Below are 18,472 nucleotides of genomic sequence, written 5' to 3' on the forward strand. Positions count from 1 at the left end.
AGGCATTTGTCTTGCTTTTAAAGGTTATTAAAAATATTAAATCTATATCTTAGATTTAACCCTTTAAAAGTTCACTTTTTGCTGACACTATACAATTTTTAGCCACTAATTCTCTAAGCCCTTTGAAGGAAGAACTTTTGCTAGCAACGTCAATAACCAATACTTCGTAAACGCTATTAACAAATCCTTCTGTCAACAAATGTCTTATGGTCTTTTCTCCCTTTTCTATTGTCCTACATCCAAGAATAATTTTATGGTATCCTAACTCGCTTAGTTTTTTTACCGTTTCTAAACCTATTCCAGAATTGGCCCCTGTAACCAATACAGTTTGTTCATTTTTATTCATTTATTAAATTTAGTTTAGTTTCTTATCTCCAATTTTTGCAATTGACGAATTCGGATACAGTTCGTTGATGTCAAAATCATCAAATTTGAAATCTTGTACGGTTAGTTTATGAATATGTTTTTTATCTTTCCTACTGGGTTTATTAAGAAATATGAACTGTTCATGGGGTATTAGAATTCCATCTATATTCTTATAATCATCAAATTTCACTGAACCATAAAACGCTTTATACCCAGGTATTTTTAGATAATTATCTCTTAAAGAGTAAACAGCATACTCCAATAATTGTGTTTCCTTATTGATCCACAAAACATATTGATCATGTTCCATATGCGGTTCTACTTCTTTCCAAGTGACAAAAACTAAATCATAATGCGTACTGTTAAACTCTTTTACACCGGCATAAGAAATAATTGGTGCTCCTTTTAAGCGATCAAGCATTTCAAAAAAGTATTGATAAGCCGAAAGACCAAATGCAATTCGTTCATTATATTTGACAAACTCAATCTCTCCTAGTATTTCCTTCTCATAATATTGCCAACTTTGCAAACCTGCAAGGGTATTTTTCCTTTTTCCATCCAAAAATTCTACCTGACTATCAAATGTATTTATAGCATATTTCAATTTTAATTTTGATTTCGCTTCAGGCCAAGGCTTGCCCATCTTTCCCATTAGACCTTTCCATGTGTCATCAGCGGTAAGCGAATAGGCTTTGTGGTTTGCCAGTTTTGAAAATCCATGCTTTTTCCAGGTGTTTTCTAATATGCTTTTTCCCTTGCTTTCATTCAATTGTGTAATTCCATTCTGCTTAATCATCAGAGTCCTCATGTCCGCCATACAACTTTGTAATATTATTGGTGCCAGAACTAAGAGTGTTATTTTTTTTAAGGTGTTCATTTTTTATTTTTTAACATATTTGACATTTTTTTAGGTGGCAATACTTAAGGTATAAACATTTTCATTTTATGACATTTATAGCATCAGCATACCTTTCAACAATTTCATCTTTTGTCTGTGGAGTTATGATTTCGTCAGTTTCTGCGAGATGTTTTATTGCTGCCAATTGGGTTTTAAAAAGTGTTGTGAACTTTCCTTTTGCAACCCAATCCATAAAGAATATTTTCATTTTAAAAGCCGCCTTTTGTTCAAGTATTGTGCCTCCAGAACTGTGGGCGCGAAGTGTATATGATGAGTTTCCTGCTTTTAAAGGGGCGACATTCATATTATAAATTTCCCATTTTACATGGTTCTTTTTAGGGTCATATTCAATTACTTCAACATCTATAACCTTATCCTTATGATTGACCGTTCTTCTTTGAGAACCTACCATGCCATCCACCTTTTTTAAATAATACGTCTTTTTTGCTTCCAAACTAAACTTAGAATTCTCATCAAAGTTCTTGCCAACAATTGCCCAAACTTTGTTGATTGGAGCATCAATGTATACCTCTGCTTTAACTCGTTTCATTGACATTTCTTTTTTTTTAAAATTACTTTCACGTACCATTTCTATAGTTTTTATTTGGGTAAATCCTGTGAAAAATAATACTGTCACAGACATTACAACTAAAATTTGTTTTTTCGTTATTTTCATATTAATTAATTCTTATTGTGTGTACTAGTCTATTCAGTTAATAATCAAATTTTTTTTACCTTCTAATATAGTCTATAGTAAGATTCATATTTTCTTTCATTACATCGGAACTATTATTCAATCTAGAAACAATAAATCCACCGTACAACTGTGACTGTATTAAATTTGCAACTGTATTAGCTTCAATGTCATCTCTAATTTCTTTCTTAAGTTGTCCTTCTATTATACAGGCCTCGTAAACAGCAAGAATTTGAACTAGTTGACTTAAAGCCGCATTTCGTATATTTTCATTGGTACCAGCGCACTCAACAGACAATTTTTGTATCAGACACTCAGATTTAAATTCTTTATTTTCAGCTATAGTACACATAATATCAAAGAACAACGTAAATCTTTCGATAGGACTTATGATATTTTTATCCTTAAGAACACTACTGTACATCTTAACCGAATTTTTGCCATAATACTCCAATACCTCCTCTGCAAACTTTTCTTTACTTTTGAAATGGTAGTAAAATGAACTTCTAGGATAATCAGATTCCATCAATATATCTTCAGTACTTGTATTGTAATAGCCATTATTTTTAAAAAGATATTCACCGGCTTTTATGACATCTTCCTTCATGTGTTTTTTCATACTACTGTACTAATCAGTACAAATATATATATATTATTTAAAACCACAAAGCATTCTTTTTGTAAGAACGTAGTATTCCTACCAAATACCCCTTTTGGATGATTGCATTCTAATACATACGAGTTAGTGGTTTCGATATTGAACCATTGATTTTATTGTTTGTCTTTAAACTCAATATAAAACACATTGAAGTATTTCAGCCATTCAAATTTGTTTTAGATATCTTTTTGGATCATCAGAAAATATTTGTACTCTTAACAATATGAAAGGATATTTTACCATCAAGAATCATAAATTTTTACATCTAATATTGGAAACACAAAATACATGAATTTCAAAAATTTAAATGGATTAGTACCGCTAGATTTGATTTCTGAAATTTTCGCTCTAATGGAAAAATTTAATTTTCCCAAAAATCATATACTACATCATCAAGGAACCATATGTAATCATATTTATCTTATTGAAAAGGGGTTAGCCCGAACCTTTTTCCATAAAGAGGATAAGGAAATTACAGTACATTTCGCATCAGAGGGTGAGCTTATAACTGCTATTGATAGTGTTATAAGTCTAAAAAAGAGTAAATACAATGTACAGCTCTTAGAGGACAGTGAAATATATGTTATTTCATATTCACAACTTCAATCGCTGCTGGTCGAACATCCTAAATATGAAAAATATATGAGGTTGATTTTAGAACAACTTTATGCTGAGGGCGCTAATCGAATTGAAGAATTTTTATTTTATTCTGCTAAGGAACGATATAATAACTTTTTGAACAGAAAACCATCTATTGTAAACAGAATAAATTTAGGGCATTTAGCATCTTATCTAGCAATGACACAGGAAACGATGAGTAGAATTCGAAGGCAAATTTAATTAATTTCATTTTTTGACATATGTCAAAGAATAATGAGTTTCACACAATTATTTTTGTATGGAACATATTATCTATGCTTTATGAATTCAAAAATAATTAAATTATTTCTTAGAATTTCGGTTGCATCTGCCTTTTTATCCGCTGTTGCTGACCGATTCGGGTATTGGCCAACAGAGCTTTCGGGATGGGGAAATTGGCAAAGCTTTTTGGTCTCAACAAAAGACATGAATCCATGGTTCCCAGAAACCATAATACCTTTTATTGCAACTATTGCGACTGGAGCTGAAATTGTTTTTGCCATATGCATTCTTATAGGGCTAAAAACAGAACTCTTTGCAAAGTTAAGTGGAATTCTTCTCCTCTTATTTGCCATATCCATTACCTTATCATCAAATATTAAAGGTGCTTTCGATTATTCGGTGTTTACAGCTTCTGCCGCTGCCTTTGCATTAAGTATGTTGGGAGAGAAGTATTTGGAATTAGATTTAGTTCTTTTTAAGGGGAAATAAAAGCATTATTCAAAACCAGGGTAGTCAATTCGAAAAAGTATTATATGAATAGCACTAAGATTCTAATAATAAATGGTCATCCTGACGAGAAGAGTTATAATTATGGAATATCTGAGGCATATAAAAAAGGGGCCCAGAAATCAGGTGCAGAGGTTCAGGAAATTCGAATAAGAGAATTGGAGTTTAATCTGAATTTACAATTTGGTTATCGAAAAAAGACGCCACTTGAGCCTGATTTAATTGAAGCACAACATTTAATAAAATGGGCTAACCACTTAGTTTGGGTTTATCCTGTATGGTGGGCATCGATTCCTGCTCTAATGAAGGGATTTATAGATAGGGTCTTTCAACCTGGATTTGCTTTTAAAAAGAGAGAAAACTCGGTATGGTGGGATAAATATTTAACCGGAAAAACAGCGCATTTAATATGCACATTAGATCAACCTTCATGGTATTATAAGTGGATTAATCGAAGTCCAAGTCATACTGCTATGAAAAGACTGACATTGCAATTTGTTGGTATAAAAAAAGTGAAGATTACCGCGATTGGACCTTTAAGGTTGTCCAAAGAAAATTATAGAAAAAAATGGATTGAAAAAATTGAGCAACTTGGCTTCAAAAACAAATAATCTGACTACTGTATTTTATACTTCAATGTTAAGCTACATAGGGGTTGTTCAAGCTAGTATAAATTGGGAGCTTAAGTTATTTTTTTAATTAATTAAATTTAGTAGCAACCCTATGTTAGAGGCATCAAATTAAAATCTGAAATAATGATTTTACCAATACTATTAAGCTTAATTCTACTAGGGCTTGGCATAATTCATTTCTATTGGGCAATCGGTGGCAAAATTGCTTTTTCGAATTCTTTGCCTACAAAAGAAAATGGAAAAAAAGTATTGAATCCAAAAAAGATTGATATTGCTATCGTAGGATTTGGGTTAACAATATTTGGAATTTTTTACATTATTAAATCTGGTTTAATTGATTGCAATTTACCTGAACTTCTAATAAAGTATGCTGGTTGGATAATTCCATCGATATTTCTTTTACGCACGATTGGGGAATTTAAATATGTAGGGGTTTTTAAAAGGATAAAAAAAACAGAATTTGGAATGAAAGATACAAAACTCTATACGCCTTTATGTTTGCTCATTGGAGTATTGGGTATTATAATCCAATTAATGAAATAGTGAACCGGAATCAACGTGGAAATATCAATACTGACCAGTGAATCTATTTTGCAAAATTTGTACATACTTTTTTTAAAATATAATTAATGAAGTATTTAATACTTCAAGGAATTTGAAGAATATTAAATGTATTTAATGAGATATAAAAGTCCTTATCATAACAGTAACAATTCTAAAAACATAAAACAATGATTCAAGACATTTCAAAAAAAGTTATAGCTACTTGGGTAACAGGTTTTCATAAAGAAGATGCTAATCAGCTCACCAACTTATTTTCTGAAGATGCTACTTTTGTGGACCCGCGTTTTCCTCAATTAAAAGGTAAAGGAACTATAAATGATTATTACCATCACTTATTGTCTGAGACCACAAATTGGGGAGCAACTATATTTGAAGGCCCATATTTGTATGGCAAAGACTGTTTTGCTATACGTTCTCTTTTGAAATTTACATGGCGGGAGAATAATGTCACCATAGATTGGCCTTTTGTTGCTTTTTTTAAAGTTCGTTTAACTGATGGTAAAGTGATTCGATACGATGAATATTGGGATACGGAAGATACATTAAGAAGATTAGGTATTAAGACATGGGGACCATTACCCGCCTATGTTAAGACAAAATAACTCTAAATTTAAACAATAAGCGATTGGAATTCAAATTATAGCGCTGTTATAAAAGCTCTAAAATCTAATAATAGAAAAACCATTTCAAAGTATTTGAAAAACATAAAAGAAAAAAGCACTAAAAAAAAGGAGGCTACTACTTCGAGAATTCAATTAGGATGATTCCTATTTTATTCTAAAATTGGTGAACTCTCTCAAAAGGTAAGAATTTATTGGAAACAAAGAAGTTAACACCTTTATAGATGCCAAAGATTACTTAAAAAGTGGTCCTATAAAAGTTATATAGAAAATTGTTTTTGGTCTTTGGATAGCTGAGTTAAAAACTTCACATACTCGAATAGGTATGTGAGGATCAGTAAATAGAGAAACAATAGAAAAGTTAGTAAAGGGAATTCTTACAAACTTTAAAGAGATCGAAATATCCCTTAAAACAGAAATTTTCCAAGAAATCGCTCAGATATCAAGTTTTTTGAATAATAAGGAATGTTAAATGGTGGATATTTCAAAAGCAGAGAAGTGAAGAAATTTCAATTTGTTAAAGTAAAATAAATAAAGGTCCAAAAAATATAAATTGCGATAATACACTGCTTTTCATAGTTAAGAAATTTACCTATAAAAGCTTAAGTCAGAAAACATATGAATGATAAGGAATACTTCTTTAATCTCTACGAATTAGCCAGACAATTAAACAAGGAATTTTCTAAGCCATCAGCCTTATACAAAGCTCTTGAGAAAATAGTAGAAATACTTAATCTTGAAACTGGTTGGATATGGTTAGCTGAGAAAGATTTGAAATCTGTTTATCTCGCAGCTTCTTTCAATTTACCACCTGCACTTAGAGATCATCCTGAAAGATTATCAGGATGGTGTTATTGTATTGGCAGATACTTTTCGGACAACATTGACGAAGCAACAAATATAAGTGAAATTACCTGTTCACGTTTAAAGGATGTTTCATCTGGCACACGAGACTTGAAGTTTCATGCAACCATTCCCATTACCATAAATGATCAGAAAATTGGCTTAATAAATCTTCTTAGCAAGAAGAAGCAACAACTAGATGATAAACAGCTATCTGTTTTGAATGTAATCAGTGAACTTATCGGAACAGTCATTCAACGAACACACCTTCAAGATGCTTATGCAAAAATCAAAAGGAATCCTGACAATGATCTAAATGATATCATAAAGCGTGTGGTTGTTCCTCGGATTGAAGAATTAATCAACTTACTTGATGAATCTGAAACCAATACCGATGAGAACAATTACATAAAGTCGGCAAACACTACTAAGGATGCACTTAGAAAGACAAAAGAATTAAAAAAACAGATTGCACTTATCATAGACGAAACGTCCAAGGAGGCTAACATTAACGTTGATGAAAAAGAATTTCGATATCCCTCCTCCCCTCTAACTCATAGAGAGATGGAAATTTTAGCTATTATTAAGAAAGGGCATACCAACAAACAGATTGGAGAACAACTTTTTATTTCCCAAAGCACCGTTAAATTTCATATCACTTCAATAATGTCAAAACTCTATGCTAAAACGAGAACCCAAGCAGTCGATATAGCTTTAAAAAAAGGCCTTCTCAACTCTTGAAAGTCATATAAATAATAACTAAATCTTGTTTGTCATAAGTGTTGAACATGAAAAGTCCAATAAGGTAAGATTAAATTGAACTTTTTATGAGTCTTAAGAAAAGTATAAGCTAAATATGAAAATACAAGGCTTTTTATTTTTTGATAATTGTCAAAATATATTGATTTCAAAATAGTTAGTTTCACATTAACAAAATTAAAATCATCAATTGGCATAAGCGATACTCTATGAAAAAATCCAACATAAATTTTACAATTTTAATATTTACGATATTTCATTTTACTGTCCATGCCCAAAAAAAATTCACCGAAGTTAAAATGCCTTCGGTAAATATTATTTCAGCAGTTGATGTAGAAGAAAAAATAGATGGCCAACCAGCGCGTGTTTCTACGGTAGAATTGATTCTTCAACCTAAAGAAGAGTCACAACCACATCGTCACCCTGGACCGGTTTATGGCTATGTTTTAGAAGGAATATATAAATTCAAGATAGAAGGCCATCCTGAAAGAACACTTAGACCGGGTGATACTTTTTATGAACCTTTGATGGCATTACATGAAGTAGGCACTAACCCAAGTAATAATTCTATCACTAGGGTATTGGCCGTTGTTGTACATCCAAGAAATGCAAAAAGACTTGTAATTCCCGAAAGCCCCGTTGAATAAAATCCTATTTATCACATTTTAATAAAAAGAAATTAATGAATCAGTGATTTTTATAAGACTTCTAGATTTTTAATAACTGTTAATTTCAAAATTTTATAAATAATTGAAAGAATAACTTAAATAAAATGAAAAAACTGTTATACATTTTAATGATTACTTTGATGACTTATATGCAGGTTTCTAGTCAAGAAACACCACTAAACCCATTAAATAATTCAGCGGACAACAGTCTTATCAAGTCGGAGAACTCTAAAATGACCTGGTTTATGATTAAAGACTCTATTAAAATGCCAATAGGGAACATAGAAACCATAATTAACAAAGACAAAGCCAAGATTTATATTGTAACCATAGTAAACATGGAACAGTCGTCTATAAAATGGATTGACAGCACTGTTGTACAAACCAAAAACTTTAAACCCATCTATCATTCTTCAAACAATCAACAAAGAGATATGGTATTAAAGTTTGGAGAAAAAATATCAGGCTATTACCTTGACAAACAAACTGGTGTTAAAACCCAGATCTCAGAAGAGGTTCATAAGCCTTTTTTTGACAGTAATTTCTACCCACAACTGATAAGATTACTGCCTTTAAAGAATGGCTATTCAAACACAATTTCGATTTTTGACTATAACCCCAAAACCAAAACCGGAGTAATAACCGCAACGGTCAAAAACACGGAAGAGACAACCATCAATTTCAATGGTAAGAAAACGGAAGTTTTTAAAGTTCACGCGTCAGATGATATTTCAAACAATTCAACACAAAGCACATATTACATAGATGTATCAACAAGAAAAATACTCAAACAAGAAATTGACTTTGGCGGTAGAAAAATGCTAATGGAATTAGTGAACTAATTCAAAAAGATTCTCTTTAATTGAGTATATGATGAATTATAATCACAAATCTGCTTTAGAATGGTCTAAACCTGATTGTTTTCAATTAGTTTCAAAGATTTCCTGATTTGTAAATTTCAATTCTAGAATAAAAAACATAATGAAAGGAATCCTTTTTGCATTAGGAAGTCGAGGAGATATTGAGCCTCTTTTTTCTTTGGGCGAATCTTTAAAAAAGAAGAATTGGGAAATCATCTATGCTTTTCCTGAACAATTTAGGCAGATGATTGAGATGGAAGATTCAAAATTTTATGGATTTACAAAAGAATTCATTGAAGTATTGTTAGCTAGCGAACATTCAAAAATTATCACCAGCAGAAAAGGCACAGGAATAGCAAGAATTAAAACTTTAATTTCTTTAGCCTCTAAATCAATAAAGATTAATAAAGAAGTTACTATTCAGCAAAAAGAAATAATCGAAAAGGAAAGACCTGATTATGTCTTCTTCAATCAAAAATGTGTCTATCCGATTGCTTGGGGACTACAAAATCAAAATAGAAGTATTTTTGTCCATCCCTTTCCTTGCTTTCTTCACCCCGTGGATAATCATTCAGTTATTGGATTTTCAGGAGGTGGCAACTACGGTAAATTTGTGAATCGAATAAGTTATCTAATTCAAAATTCGATTTTGTCATTAGCAGTTTATTTTACTGTCAGGAAGACTATAAACAAAGATAGCAGCATCAAAATCAATCCATTTAAGATCAGGAACTTTTTGCTAAATGAAGTTATTTCAATTTACACTGTTTCACCTACGCTATTCAAACAGCCAAAATACTGGGGAAGCAATGCCAATGTAATTGGATTTGTGGAAAGGGATAAATCTAAGAATTGGAAGCCAACCAAAAGACTATTGCAATTCTTAATCTCCAATGAACAGAATAGAATATTTTTCACAACATTTGGAAGTATTTCAAATTCTGATCCTGAAACAAAAACAAAAGCTATCCTTAAAGTTTTAAAAAAGCATAGGGTACCCACCATAATAAATACTTCATGGGGAGGGTTGATAAAAATAGAAGACTGCCCTGAACATATATTATTTGTTAATGATATTCCTTACGAATGGATTCTACCCAAAATTTATGGAGTAATACATCACGGTGGCGCAGGTACAACACATTCTGCTATTAAATATGGTTGTGCAAGTTTGATAATCCCGCATTTTATCGATCAATTTTTTTGGAGCAGAACTATAGTCAACAACGAACTGGGCCCAAAAGGAATTTCAATTAAACAACTTAATGAACAAAATTTTGAAAAGTCTCTTTTAGATCTTTTGAACAATGCTGTTTACAAAACGAATGCTGAAAAATATTCATCAAATATTCAAAATGAATTTAGTGTCAGCAAATTAATAGATAAAATAAAGAATACTAACGAAAATAAAGGCTGAAATTTTAATATGGGTCAAACACCCACTCTGATTTTAACCAAAACGCTGTAATCAATTCTAGAAATGGAAAGAATATTCGAAAGACAAAAACAAAAATATTCTAATCTTTAAAAGGAAGGATGGAAGCGTCACGAGCATAAATATTGGGCCCAATCTTCCGAATCACGATATAGCTCATTTTATGTTGTTGAAAAAGCCTTCAATTTGAAAAATGGGTTCTATCGAAAGAATAAATCTGGAATGACCACAGAAGAATTATCTAATAAGGAAATAATCAAAAAATTGAATTCAGAAACTTAGCTATTAGAAATTTTGATAAGAAATCTGCAATCCCTTGGTTCTGAGGCTGAAAAACTGAGTAATACATTGAATTAATCAATTGGGAAACATAACATATTGACGGAATCCAAGTTCCGATTATGGACTTATCAGATTTTGAAAAAATAAAAGCCGATTTTGACTAACTGTATGCAAAATAGAATTTGACACCTGAAAACGATAAGTTAAAACTAATATTTTATTAAAAACTGCATACAATAGAGATAAACCATTGTAATTCAGTGTCACAACAAAATAAAAAGTATCATAAACGACTAACTTCTTAACAGAAAGTCTGCCTTTGATTCCATAAACAAGATAATTGCCGAAACGTTGAAGGCAATTTTCGAATTCAACGACATATTAAATATGAATAACATTATAATTGATTTAAAATCTGAAAACAACTTTGCCTATGAAAAACTGTACCAAAACAACTTTCATACTATCTCAAAATTTGTTCAAAACAATAGTGGAAATCAAGCCGATGCCGAAGACTTGTTTCAAGATGCTATGATAGTGCTTGTCAAAAAAATACAGCAAAAAAATTTTCAACTCACAGCCTCGATAGACACATATATTTATGCTATTTGCAAAAATATATGGTTGAAAAAATGCCGGGATAAAAACTATGAATTATCAATTGATGAAATACAAACTTTTGATTTTTTTAACTCAGTTAATAATTCCATTGAATATGAAAAGACTTATTTGGAAAGGCTAAAAGGATATCTCCTAAAAATTACTGAACATTGCAATAGGCTTATCCAAGATTTTTTTTTAAAAGGAAAAACGATTGAACAGATCCAAAAAGAATTCGGTTACACAACACGACATAATGCACAAAATCAAAAATATAAATGCATGGAACAAATCAAGAAAATGAAAGAAAAAGAAGAAAAAGAAGAAAAAGAAAAAAATAGTTGAATTGGGTGATTTTTTGAAAATATTGGTATTAAAGTAAAGATAGTTCGTTTTGGCTATCATAACTTTTAAATTTCAAATGAATGGTTCCAACATTTAAAAAAATATTTTTCGCTGTAGTTATTTTTGCACTAAGTTCGGTTTCAGTAAATGCACAGGATGCAAGAAAATGGAAAATTGACAAATCCCACACCTCGGTCAATTTTTCAATCAATCACTTCTTTTCATCTATTACAGGAAAGTTTACAGACTTTGAAGGAATGATAAATTTTGACCCGAACAACTTAGCAGGCAGTAAAGCAGATTTATCGATATCGATTAGCAGTGTTAATACCGATAATGGTGAAAGAGACAAAAAATTACAATCAAGTGACTTCTTTGACGTAAAAACATTTCCAAAAATGATATTCAAATCGACCAAATTCGATAAAAAATCTGAAAAGGAATATTTGGTACATGGCAACCTTACCATAAGGGATATCACAAAAGACGTAGTTCTTCAAATGAAAATCACAGGAGAAATGGAACATCCAATGATGAAAGGTATAATAATTTTAGGAATAGCTATTGAAACAACAATTGATAGAACTGACTATAAAGTTGGTACAGGCGACTGGGCAGCTACAAAGGTTGTTGGTGATGAAGTAAAAATCCATATCCCGATAGAGTTAATTCGAAAAAAGTAAACTTACAACTTAGCAATAAAATAATTCAAAGTATCGTTCAAATAAGTCATAAAATATTTGATATTACCGTTGTATATAAATGCCGTTAAATAAGATTAGTTTGCTGTGGCTCTTATAATACGAAAGAGCACAAAAGCAAAGAACAACTGCTACCTATAATATCGAATAAACACATTAGCCTATGTGCTATCTTTATAAATATAATCATAGCATAAATCTTTATAATGGTCATTAGACTTAAATTTCTTTAACATGGGTTTCTTGCTGCAGAGCCAATACAACAGAACAATACTGGCAGAGCGGTCATAAATAGAATAAAAAAACAGATAAAATGAAAGTTTAAAGAAGCATAGAAAAAATGACTGATTTATTAATTTGTAAAACAAAAGAATCGGATATTGACCTCATAGTAACTATAGAGAATCATCATGAAAATTTGCCTTTTATTATTCCAAATTCAAAAGAAGAGCATCATGGATTATTAACTGATGATAACATCGAACATCTATTGCTAAAGAACGGAAAAAATAAAATTATTGGTTTTGTGATACTTGCTGGACTGAAAGACAAAAAGAAAAATATTGAATTTCGCAGAATAATAATAAATGATAAAGGCAAAGGTTATGGTAGAACTGCAATCAGAAAATTAAAGAAGCACTGTTTTGAGAAGTTAAAGTGTCGTCGATTATGGTTAGATGTATTAGAAAACAATGAAAGGGCAAAACATCTATATAGTTCTGAGGGGTTTAAAGAAGATAAGAAATTAAGAGAACCTATATTGATGATAGGTGGTAAATCTAATAACCTTCTAATAATGTCATTACTCGAAAATGAATGTAATAACACTATCACCAAGAATTAAGAAATAAGGTGGTGATACCGCAAAATGACAATCAACATTAGATCTTAAAAAGTACTTTTCTTTTTTGGACCTCTAATCATCCCTCAGTTTTTGGTTTGCCTTTAGGGCAGTAAGACAGGTTCCGTGCTTACTCTTTTATATTAAAATCTGGAACGTCGTATTTCCATTTGTTATTGGACTTATTTCAACATAGCAGCTAAAATTCTTCTTAAATGACAATAGTGCAGAAATGGTAGATATCCGTTCAAAGAAACTATTTCTTGGTTTTAGCCCTTACTCTACCTTCTAATAACCTATACTATTGTATAGGTTATTTTCAGTACTTAAGTCCGTTAAATAACTCATGCCCTTTTAGGATATTTGTTGTTCTTAAAAACAAACATTATGAAAGCACAGCACATATATTTGGAACACGCAAACATTACGGTTAGTGACTTGCAAGAATCGATAAGATTCTTCCAAACTGCTTTTCCTCATTTTAAGATTAGAGGACGTGGCAATGATATGAGAGAGTGGATTCATATTGGTGATAATGTTACTTACATAGCTATTAACCAAGCCAAACAAATTGATTTGAAAGCTAATCAGAACTATGATAAAATAGGCGTAAATCATCTGGGTTTTGTAGTACAAGATGTGGAGGAAATAGCCAAAAACCTGCTAAGTAATGGGTATAAACGAGATTTTCCAAAACAAATTGAACAGTTTAGGGTTAGAGATTATTTTGCTGACCAGGACGGCAACCAATATGAATTCGTACAGTACCTTAGTGAACTAGTACAAGAAAAAAACAATTACGCCAATTAAACCTTATATCAAGCCTTATGGCAAGACATTAAAACATCGTCCAAAAACACATAGCTCATTAGTAATAAATGAAACAAATACTAGCAATTATTCTTCTTACAACACTTTTTGCTTGTGGTCAGAACGAAAGGAAAATGAAAAGTAGCAATATCAAAAAACAAATAGGCATGGAAAAGGATAAGGAATATGTTAGAATGGCAATTGAAGTGGCAAAAGATTCAAGGAAAAAAGGCAATTTGCCATTTGGATGTGTTTTGGTAAATAAAGACGGTGAAGTTATTTTGAAAGGTGAGAATACTATTAATACCGATGTTGATTGTCTTGCACATGCTGAAATTAATCTAATCCGTGATGCTTGTAAAAAATACGATTATTCTTATCTAAATGATTGTTCTATCTACACTAGTGATGAACCCTGCCCTATGTGTACTTCAGCCATTTATTGGAGTGGTATAGGGAAACTTGTTTATGGATTGAGTAAAGCAGAATATTACAGAATTGTTGGGAGGGACAACGAAAATTGGGTGTTTGAAATGCCGACTAGGGAATTGTTCAATAAAGGAGGTAGAAAAGTTGAGGTAATTGGTCCTCTATTAGAAGCAGAGGCAAAAATTCTTCATTTAGAATAAAGCTGGTCTAATCCTATTTGGTGGCCGCAAATACCTTATAGTTAATTTTAATTCGGTCTAAAAAAATTAATTTAATTAGCCGTACCCAATTGTTATCATAAAATTCTACAGTAGCAGTTAGATATTGAAGTTAAAACATAGTCAGACCAGAGACAAAAATAAATCAACATATTTGAAAAAGTTTAAGAATTTCCATTCTGGGTAAAAAATTAAAACTTTGATAAAAATCGAAATACATGCAACTACTCACAAAAAATACAACACTATATTTTGCTACAATGGGGACGTTACTTTTTTTCACATTTCCAATTTTTGATTCGAACAAAACTGTCAACAGCAGTTCAGAAAATAAAAGGAAAAAGAGTAACCAGACAACGTTTGACACTTTGGTATGGTCAGATGAATTTGAAGGCAAAGGAGCTATAAATTCAGAGAAATGGTTTCACCAAACGAAGCTACCACCAGGAGGAAGTTGGTGGGGAGGTTTGATTCAACATTATACAAATCGAGAGGACAATACTTTTCTAAAAGATGGGCATTTATATCTTGTTGCCAAAAAAGAAAAACTTAGCGATCAAGGTGAAGTTAAGGAATATACCTCTGCAAGGTTAAACTCAAAATTTACTTTTACCTATGGCAGAGTTGAAATTAGGGCAAAACTACCAAAAGGTAAGGGCACTTGGCCTGCCATTTGGATGCTCAACAAGAATATTAATGAGGATGGTGCTTACTGGGAAAATAAAGGATTTGGAACTACGGTTTGGCCATATTGTGGAGAAATCGATATTCTGGAACATTGGGGCAAAAATCAAAATTTCATTCAAAGTGGTCTACATAACGCATCAAGTTATGGCGACAAGGTTATAAATATTGGGGGACATTATGTTGAAAATGTATCTGATCAATTTCACATTTACAGCCTAGAATGGTCAAAAGAAAAAATAGTGTTTAGTGTTGACGGAATTGAACACTATACATATAAACCCTATAAAAAAGATACTGATACTTGGCCTTACGACACCCCCTATTATCTCATATTGAATGTCGCAATTGAAGCTGATATTGATCCCCAATTCGTTGAAAGTGCAATGGAGGTTGACTATATAAGAGTCTTTCAATAAATCTCAATTAATAAAGGTCCATTAATTTTATGAGCAAATAATGAAATAGCTTTATGCTAACTATTGTGGGAAAGTTTAGTCATCCTAATCCATAATTATAAATACAATGATAAAAAATAAAGGAAAATTCCGATTCACCTATTTTACAAGTAAATATGAAGAAACGTTTGATTTCTATAAAACTAAGTTAGATTTTGGTCTTGGCCATTTTTGGGACAGAAATGAAAATGATAAAGGTGCGTTATTTGAGGCGGGTGAAGGACTAGTCGAAATACTTCACCGACCAAGCGATAAAAAATATGAAAATCAAGGTTTAGATTATCGAACACCACAAGGGGTTTATATGGCTATTCAGGTTTGGCATATTGATGAGATTTATGAAAAATATAGACTTAAAAGTATTTCTTTCAAGCAAGAGATAGTTAATCAACCATGGGGTCATAGAAGTTTCTCCATTATTGAACCGAATGGAATAATTCTATTCTTCTATCAAGAGAAATTTTAAATTAAATTGTAATTAAGAAATACTTATAAAAATTAATAAAACGATAAAAATTAAGCATTTAAGAATATATCATCATCTATACAATTGACAGATATAAAAATCTGATTAATAAGCTTTCCTCTGGAATCACAATAATTATTGTTGTTCCTTTCAAGACAAAAAATTTACGTATGAAATAAATATCTTATAGCAACCTTATAAAAAGAAGAAACATAAACCCCAAAGATTAAAGTGTCTTAGTAATTGTCAAGAAAGAAAAAAAATAAAATATGATATCAAGAAACATAGTGATGAGGGTTGGCAGACCAACTAACCATCTAGAAGAAATAACCAAAATGTATGTTGAAGGTCTTGGCTTTGAAGTAATAGGAGGGTTTGATGGCCATGGCGATTTTAGTGGAAGAATGGTAGGGCATCCAAAAAATCATTATCACCTAGAATTTACTACTCATACAAAAGAAAAAGCAGGACGTGCGCCTTCATTAGAAAATTTACTCGTCTTTTATATAAAAGATGAAGTTGAATACGAATGTGCAATAAAACGAATTAGCAATTCTGGCTTTAAAAAAGTGAGCTCCTTTAATCCTTATTGGGAAGGAGGAGCACAAACTTTTGAAGATTTAGATGGTTATAGGGTCGTAATAAATAATGGGGAAAGCCCATTCTAAGACCTAGAAAGTTTAATGAACAAAAATAAAATATGCTGAATTTAACAGTGTTTTACAATCACGGAGAGTCTGAATCCAATGATATAAAAAGGAGAATAGTAAATTCTGATTCTTTAAATATTAAATCATCTTGTTCCTAGTTGGGTTTAGAGAATCAAAAATTTTATGATATAGAAGGTTATTGCGTCATTGAAGCAAATTAAACATTATACAAAAAAAATAGTGTAAAGAAACAATTTGAATATTATGAACTTCTGGGTTAAAGTACCTTTAATCAACTTAATAAAAAAGATTTATTTGAGTCTTATAATGAAGAAAATAATTCGATTGCCATAATTGTCAATCATATTCAAGGAAAGATGAAATCTCGATGGATGGATTTTCTGAGCTCTGATGTTGAAAAGAAATAGAGAAATCGAGATTTAGAATTCGAAGATATCTTAAATACAAGGAAAGAAATAATTACAAAATGGAATCAAGGGTGTGAATGCTTGTTCAATACGCTAATCGAGTAAATGATTCAAATTTCACAACTGCAATCAATATGCGAAATCAAAGACCTACTATTGTATAAGCAGTTAACCGCCAAATTATTCATTATGTATATCACAATTGACAAATTATATATGGGAACCTTTATTAAAGGGGATAAGTCTTTGGTTTCCAAAAGGAAAATCTGAAGGATTTAACTATCAAAAGTTATTAAAGGGAAAACACGAAGGACATTTTACATATGATTTTAAATAAAAAATTGCTAAATCTATAGCTAGAATTAACTATTTTTTAAAGTAAAAGTGAACGCTACTAGTGATATAAAATTAGCACTCACTCAGTTTTAATCGAAATATGTCAATAATGATTACAAATAATCTGCAATCAAAACTTTAACAATAAAACAATATGAAATGGAATGGAAGAATTAAATTCCATGGATTGTTGAAGAGTTAAGAACAGAAATATGGAAAATATACTTGCTTATATTGCCAACTTCATTTCTATCTCGGACGAGCTTAAATCTCGTCTTTACAAGATTTATGTAAAGGAAAATCTTCCCAAGGATTATTTTCTGTATAAACCAAATAAGATTTGGCGAAATACTTACTTTATTAATAAAGGGATTGTAAGATCGTTCCATTTAAAAAATGAAAAAGAGATTACCGATAATTTTTGGGCGGAAAATGAGTGGATTACCTCGACATCAAGTTTTCTTGAAAATATTCCAAATCTTTTGTATATAAAGACTGTTGAACAGACAGAATTGATTAGATTTTCGCTCTCTGACCTTGAAGAGTGCTTGTTGGATTTTCCAGAAATGGAGCGGTTTGGTCGTATAATTGTTTCAAAAAACTTGTCGGTGCAATATGAACAATTAATTATACTAAGGTCTTGTTCAGCTCAAGAACGCTATCATTTTTTCGAGAAAACCGCTAGAAATAAGCTTCCGAGAATACCCTTGGGAATGTTGGCATCTTTCTTGGGTATGGCCAATGAAACGCTAAGCAGGGTAAGGTCACCAAAATACAAGCAATAACCAATAAACTCAGTCAAGTTCAAAATCTAAAAAAACCTTGAAGATATATTTTAGGGATTTTGAAAAGATGAACA

The 18,472-nt window shown here is 31.2% G+C and carries 22 protein-coding genes and 1 pseudogene; 19 read left to right on the forward strand and 4 right to left on the reverse strand.

Annotated features, from left to right (window positions below):
• Positions 1-55: 55 nt before the first annotated feature.
• The 4 genes from J1G40_RS11815 to J1G40_RS11830 form a co-directional block, all read right to left on the reverse strand.
• A complete protein-coding gene (locus tag J1G40_RS11815) occupies positions 56-346 on the reverse strand; it encodes an SDR family NAD(P)-dependent oxidoreductase (RefSeq protein WP_265242850.1) in 291 nt (96 codons plus the stop codon).
• 9 nt (positions 347-355) lie between these two features.
• Positions 356-1,243 (reverse strand): hypothetical protein, encoded by an 888-nt coding sequence (locus J1G40_RS11820; RefSeq protein WP_265242851.1) that lies wholly within the window; start codon positions 1,241-1,243, stop codon positions 356-358.
• 61 nt (positions 1,244-1,304) lie between these two features.
• Positions 1,305-1,940 carry an SRPBCC family protein gene (locus J1G40_RS11825; RefSeq protein ID WP_265242852.1) on the reverse strand — a complete coding sequence of 212 codons (636 nt, stop codon included), beginning with the start codon at positions 1,938-1,940 and terminating at the stop codon, positions 1,305-1,307.
• A gap of 55 nt (positions 1,941-1,995) precedes the next feature.
• Positions 1,996-2,577: a TetR/AcrR family transcriptional regulator gene (locus J1G40_RS11830; RefSeq protein WP_265242853.1), complete on the reverse strand. Its 582-nt coding sequence runs from the start codon at positions 2,575-2,577 to the stop codon at positions 1,996-1,998.
• Positions 2,578-2,904: 327 nt separating this feature from the next.
• Between J1G40_RS11830 and J1G40_RS11835 the strand changes: the two genes are divergently transcribed.
• The 19 genes and pseudogenes from J1G40_RS11835 to J1G40_RS11930 all read left to right on the forward strand — a co-directional run bounded on the left by J1G40_RS11835 (position 2,905) and on the right by J1G40_RS11930 (position 18,398).
• Positions 2,905-3,456, forward strand: coding sequence for a Crp/Fnr family transcriptional regulator (locus J1G40_RS11835; protein WP_265242854.1), 552 nt, complete (start codon positions 2,905-2,907; stop codon positions 3,454-3,456).
• An 81-nt stretch (positions 3,457-3,537) separates the two neighbouring features.
• Positions 3,538-3,966, forward strand: coding sequence for a DoxX family protein (locus J1G40_RS11840; RefSeq protein ID WP_265242855.1), 429 nt, complete (start codon positions 3,538-3,540; stop codon positions 3,964-3,966).
• Between the two features lie 44 nt (positions 3,967-4,010).
• Entirely contained in the window at positions 4,011-4,595 is a 585-nt protein-coding gene (locus J1G40_RS11845; RefSeq protein ID WP_265242856.1) for an NAD(P)H-dependent oxidoreductase, read from the forward strand.
• Between the two features lie 144 nt (positions 4,596-4,739).
• Positions 4,740-5,159, forward strand: coding sequence for a DUF3995 domain-containing protein (locus tag J1G40_RS11850; RefSeq protein ID WP_265242857.1), 420 nt, complete (start codon positions 4,740-4,742; stop codon positions 5,157-5,159).
• A 188-nt stretch (positions 5,160-5,347) separates the two neighbouring features.
• The gene (locus J1G40_RS11855; RefSeq protein ID WP_265242858.1) at positions 5,348-5,782 is read left to right on the forward strand and encodes a nuclear transport factor 2 family protein; all 435 of its coding nucleotides are present in this window, start codon (positions 5,348-5,350) and stop codon (positions 5,780-5,782) included.
• Between the two features lie 636 nt (positions 5,783-6,418).
• Complete coding sequence (locus tag J1G40_RS18320; RefSeq protein ID WP_321160198.1) at positions 6,419-7,384, forward strand: LuxR C-terminal-related transcriptional regulator; 966 nt, start codon at positions 6,419-6,421, stop codon at positions 7,382-7,384.
• 227 nt (positions 7,385-7,611) lie between these two features.
• The gene (locus J1G40_RS11870) at positions 7,612-8,049 is read left to right on the forward strand and encodes a cupin domain-containing protein (protein ID WP_265242859.1); all 438 of its coding nucleotides are present in this window, start codon (positions 7,612-7,614) and stop codon (positions 8,047-8,049) included.
• Positions 8,050-8,174: 125 nt separating this feature from the next.
• Positions 8,175-8,912, forward strand: coding sequence for a hypothetical protein (locus J1G40_RS11875; protein WP_265242860.1), 738 nt, complete (start codon positions 8,175-8,177; stop codon positions 8,910-8,912).
• Positions 8,913-9,051: 139 nt separating this feature from the next.
• Positions 9,052-10,347: a glycosyltransferase gene (locus J1G40_RS11880; RefSeq protein WP_265242861.1), complete on the forward strand. Its 1,296-nt coding sequence runs from the start codon at positions 9,052-9,054 to the stop codon at positions 10,345-10,347.
• 687 nt (positions 10,348-11,034) lie between these two features.
• Complete coding sequence (locus tag J1G40_RS11885; protein ID WP_265242862.1) at positions 11,035-11,592, forward strand: RNA polymerase sigma factor; 558 nt, start codon at positions 11,035-11,037, stop codon at positions 11,590-11,592.
• Between the two features lie 80 nt (positions 11,593-11,672).
• Complete coding sequence (locus tag J1G40_RS11890) at positions 11,673-12,275, forward strand: YceI family protein (protein ID WP_265242863.1); 603 nt, start codon at positions 11,673-11,675, stop codon at positions 12,273-12,275.
• 358 nt (positions 12,276-12,633) lie between these two features.
• Positions 12,634-13,137, forward strand: coding sequence for a GNAT family N-acetyltransferase (locus J1G40_RS11895; protein WP_265242864.1), 504 nt, complete (start codon positions 12,634-12,636; stop codon positions 13,135-13,137).
• Positions 13,138-13,521: 384 nt separating this feature from the next.
• Positions 13,522-13,944, forward strand: a complete 423-nt coding sequence (locus tag J1G40_RS11900) for a VOC family protein (RefSeq protein WP_265242865.1) — start codon at positions 13,522-13,524, stop codon at positions 13,942-13,944.
• Positions 13,945-14,012: 68 nt separating this feature from the next.
• The gene (locus J1G40_RS11905; protein ID WP_265242866.1) at positions 14,013-14,573 is read left to right on the forward strand and encodes a nucleoside deaminase; all 561 of its coding nucleotides are present in this window, start codon (positions 14,013-14,015) and stop codon (positions 14,571-14,573) included.
• 236 nt (positions 14,574-14,809) lie between these two features.
• Positions 14,810-15,694, forward strand: a complete 885-nt coding sequence (locus tag J1G40_RS11910) for a glycoside hydrolase family 16 protein (RefSeq protein ID WP_265242867.1) — start codon at positions 14,810-14,812, stop codon at positions 15,692-15,694.
• Positions 15,695-15,800: 106 nt separating this feature from the next.
• Positions 15,801-16,199 carry a VOC family protein gene (locus J1G40_RS11915; protein WP_265242868.1) on the forward strand — a complete coding sequence of 133 codons (399 nt, stop codon included), beginning with the start codon at positions 15,801-15,803 and terminating at the stop codon, positions 16,197-16,199.
• A 269-nt stretch (positions 16,200-16,468) separates the two neighbouring features.
• Positions 16,469-16,867 carry a VOC family protein gene (locus J1G40_RS11920; protein ID WP_265242869.1) on the forward strand — a complete coding sequence of 133 codons (399 nt, stop codon included), beginning with the start codon at positions 16,469-16,471 and terminating at the stop codon, positions 16,865-16,867.
• A gap of 326 nt (positions 16,868-17,193) precedes the next feature.
• A pseudogene (locus J1G40_RS11925) lies at positions 17,194-17,382 on the forward strand (DUF1572 family protein).
• A gap of 443 nt (positions 17,383-17,825) precedes the next feature.
• Positions 17,826-18,398, forward strand: coding sequence for a Crp/Fnr family transcriptional regulator (locus J1G40_RS11930; RefSeq protein WP_265242870.1), 573 nt, complete (start codon positions 17,826-17,828; stop codon positions 18,396-18,398).
• The last annotated feature ends 74 nt before the right edge of the window (positions 18,399-18,472 follow it).

It is taken from the genome of Muriicola sp. Z0-33, assembly GCF_026126425.1.
GTDB lineage: Bacteria > Bacteroidota > Bacteroidia > Flavobacteriales > Flavobacteriaceae > JAFMPW01.